The 3,292-nt window shown below is 48.2% G+C and carries 4 protein-coding genes; 2 read left to right on the forward strand and 2 right to left on the reverse strand.

Going from position 1 to position 3,292, the window contains the following annotated elements; genetic code table 11:
- Positions 1–115 precede the first annotated feature (115 nt).
- Together H6F80_RS05515 and H6F80_RS05520 are read left to right on the forward strand one after the other, a co-directional pair.
- A complete protein-coding gene (locus H6F80_RS05515) occupies positions 116–1,249 on the forward strand; it encodes a Gfo/Idh/MocA family protein (RefSeq protein ID WP_190790599.1) in 1,134 nt (377 codons plus the stop codon).
- Positions 1,250–1,389: 140 nt separating this feature from the next.
- On the forward strand, positions 1,390–1,581 hold the full coding sequence (locus H6F80_RS05520) for a cysteine hydrolase family protein (RefSeq protein WP_190790600.1): 192 nt from the start codon (positions 1,390–1,392) through the stop codon (positions 1,579–1,581).
- A 111-nt stretch (positions 1,582–1,692) separates the two neighbouring features.
- Here H6F80_RS05520 and H6F80_RS05525 read toward each other — a convergent pair whose 3' ends face one another.
- Together H6F80_RS05525 and H6F80_RS05530 are read right to left on the reverse strand one after the other, a co-directional pair.
- Positions 1,693–2,286: a Crp/Fnr family transcriptional regulator gene (locus tag H6F80_RS05525; protein ID WP_190790601.1), complete on the reverse strand. Its 594-nt coding sequence runs from the start codon at positions 2,284–2,286 to the stop codon at positions 1,693–1,695.
- Positions 2,287–2,339: 53 nt separating this feature from the next.
- Positions 2,340–3,131, reverse strand: coding sequence for an ABC transporter ATP-binding protein (locus H6F80_RS05530; protein ID WP_190790602.1), 792 nt, complete (start codon positions 3,129–3,131; stop codon positions 2,340–2,342).
- Between the last annotated feature and the right edge of the window lie 161 nt (positions 3,132–3,292).

A 3,292-nucleotide genomic window follows, 5' to 3' on the forward strand; every position in this document is an offset into this window, starting at 1 on the left:
GTCATGATGGCGAAATGTTTCTCTCGACTGGATTCCGCGTTCTCCAGGTTGGTCTGCTCGGTGTATCAGTTTCGACCTATCTGATTGATGAAACGGCATAATCGGAGAAACTTCAATGACTTCTTCTCAAAACCCATCTGCAAACAATCATCACAAAATTCGCTATGCCATTGTTGGACTTGGCTGGTTTGCCCAGCAAGCTGCAATGCCCGCCTTTTCCCAATCCGAGAATTCTGAGCTAGTCGCCCTTGTTTCTGACGACCCGACTAAGCTTCAGGAGCTGGGTCAGAAGTACAACGTACAACATACCTATCCCTACGAGCAGTACGAAGAGTGCCTGACCAGCGGCGCAGTAGATGCCGTTTATATTGCGCTGCCGAACCACCTGCACCGCGAATATACCGTGCGAGCTGCCGAGCAGGGAATTCATGTGCTATGCGAAAAGCCAATGGCAGTCACCGCAGAAGAATGTGAGGAAATGATTTCCACTTGCGAAAGCAAAAACGTCAAGCTAATGATTGCCTATCGCTTACACCTGGAACCCGCCAATCTAGAAGCGATCGAAGTGGTGCAATCCGGGCAGATCGGCGAGCCGCGCATTTTTAACTCGGTCTTCACCCAACAGGTGACTGACGAAAGCAACATTCGTTTACAGCATGAAACAGGGGGTGGCACGCTCGAGGACATTGGAATCTACTGCATCAATGCAGCGCGGTATTTATTCCAGGACGAACCCACTGAAGTGTTTGCCTTTGCTGCCAACCGTGGAGAAAAGCGATTCAGCGAAGTCGAAGAAATGGTGACCGCAATTTTGCGCTTCTCGAATGAACGACTGGCAACCTTTACTGTCAGCTTTGGCGCAGCTTCGGTTTCAACTTATCAGGTGGTTGGAACCAAAGGCGATTTGCGGTTAGATCCTGCCTATAGCTGGAACGGGGAACTGAAGCATTACCTCACAATCAACGGTGAAACTCAGGAACGCAGTTTCCCAGACCACAGCCAGCTTGCTGCTGAGTTCACCTATTTCTCGAACTGTATTCTCCAAGATTCACAGCCAGAGCCATCGGGACAAGAAGGTTTAAACGATGTTCGCATTATTCGCTCGCTTTACCAATCGATCAAAACCGGTCAGCCGGTGAAGATTGCGCGGCTAGATGAGCATCAGCGTCCGACAGTGGATCAGGCGATCGCGTCCCCTCCCAATCCAGAGCAGCCTGACTTGGTAAATGCTGCCACTCCTAGCAATTGAAACCGCTAAGTCAAACAACGGGTGGGAACAGGGTGTCTGGGTCAACCCAATCCACAGAAGCATTGCGCGGGCTGACAGGCAGAGGACATTCAAATTTCTTTTGCCGATGTTGGACTGGTAAATCCCCAAAGCAGTGGATAATGATCGGAAAAGACTGCTTTCAGATATCCTTTCCCCCGTTTCGCCTATTTAAGCAGCGGCAACAATTGGTAGATTACCTTTGTGATCATCAGCTTCAGCAGGTTGCCGTGGTTGGAATCGACACTGATATGTGCGTCTTACAAATTGCGATGGATTTGTGGCGTTATGGATTTGTGGCGTTGCTGAATTAGGATGTGAATGGTGCAAATTTAGCTTCTGCATTGCCCCCTAAATCCCCCAGTGCTGGGGGCGTATCATATGCTTATTCAGCAGCAAGAACACAGATAAGATCAACGGATAACTTAAATCTCATAGTGCCATAACTCCTTCTGCTGCAAAATAATTTTTTGGAGTGGCAACCGCTGAATATATTGCTGCTGCTCAAGCAGGCTCAAAGTTCGGGTGACGGTAATTCGAGTAATGCCAATCAGGTCTGCTAAATCCTGATGCGTTAGGCGTAGATCAATCAAGCAACCGTCCACCGTGGTTTGACCAAAGCGATCGGCTAACCACTGAAGCAGCCTCAGCAGCATGACATCAGCACGCTTAGAACCACGAATGACCATTAGGGCTTCCAGGTAGTTAACATGGGTTAGTAGCGTATCTGCTAAATCCGGAACCTCATTAATTGCGATCGGAGTCGCTTTCACTGGAGTCAAGCACTCGATTTGATAGGGATTCACTTGAGTTAGCGATCGTCCAACGCAGTTCCCTGCTCCCCAGAGACCGAGTACAATAAGCGTTCCATCCTCTGACCAAGTTACTGTTCTGACAAATCCTGATTCAATCTTCCAGAGTATATTGGAGCGGCAGTCAATCACACTACGGGCATTAAATCGGTGAACAGAGAACTGTGGGGTTGCCTGTTTCCAAGGTGGGAGAGTTACAGCAGTCATCGCTTATTCCTATTGCTGAAATTGTTATTGCTGAGAATTGGGATAAGCAAAACCTAGGAATGGAACGTGCCCAAAATACGATCGAGAATTTGGGTTTTCAAATCGGCAAAAGCGGCACTTCCAGGATTGCGCAGACGCGGAAGGGGAATCGATAGATCCAGATCAACGCTGCCATGATTTAAAACAATGACGCGATCGGCAAGATAAACGGCTTCTTCGACATCGTGTGTCACTAAAATGGCAGTGAACTGCTGCTCCTGCCAGAGCGTTTGGATCAACTGCTGCATCTCAAGCCGGGTCAGGGCATCTAACGCACCCAGGGGTTCATCTAACAGTAGAAGCCGAGGCTGGCTGACTAGGGCACGTGCAAGAGCAACTCGCTGCCGTTGTCCACCAGAAAGCTGCGTGATCCATGATTGAGATCGATCACCTAAACCAACCTGTTCCAGTGCCCACCGGCTGCGTTGCCGCCCTTGTTTACTCAAACCTAAGGCTACATTGTCCAGGACTCGCCGCCACGGTAGGAGTCGCGCATCCTGAAACATGATTCTTGTAGTAGGATTTAATCCATTTACAGGTTGCCCATCCAGGTTAATATGCCCGTTTGTGGGAGAATCTAATCCAGCAATCAGGCGCAGAAGTGTGCTCTTACCGCAACCGCTTCGCCCAACGATCGCAGTAAACTCCCCTGGACGTATCGATAGATTGATCTTTTGTAAAACCGAAACCGAACCAAAGGATTTTTCTAGATGATGAATTCTAATTTCAGTTCCATAACTATGCCTTGATCGATCGTTTTTTTCGTTAGAAAACCGATTCTCAATGGGTTGCCTTAATGTATTCATGCTCTCCTCCCTAACGCCATTGCATCAAATTATTTAGTTATCCAAAAATTTTCTGTTTCTATTCTGGAACCTAGTCATCTCTTGTCTTTCCAGCCTTCATTCTCTTATCTTTTCATTCGTTATCTAACTTCTGACTAGGATGCCAGGGCAGCCACCATTGC

This window comes from Leptolyngbya sp. FACHB-711, from assembly GCF_014695615.1.
GTDB lineage: Bacteria > Cyanobacteriota > Cyanobacteriia > Elainellales > Elainellaceae > Leptolyngbya_A.

Excerpts from the sequence above, each read along its gene's own strand:
- H6F80_RS05515 (WP_190790599.1), top strand. The coding sequence starts at position 116 with ATGACTTCTTCTCAAAACCCATCTGCAAACAATCATCACAAAATTCGC.
- H6F80_RS05520 (WP_190790600.1), top strand. The coding sequence starts at position 1,390 with ATGATCGGAAAAGACTGCTTTCAGATATCCTTTCCCCCGTTTCGCCTA.
- H6F80_RS05525 (WP_190790601.1), bottom strand. The coding sequence starts at position 2,286 with ATGACTGCTGTAACTCTCCCACCTTGGAAACAGGCAACCCCACAGTTC.
- H6F80_RS05530 (WP_190790602.1), bottom strand. The coding sequence starts at position 3,131 with ATGAATACATTAAGGCAACCCATTGAGAATCGGTTTTCTAACGAAAAA.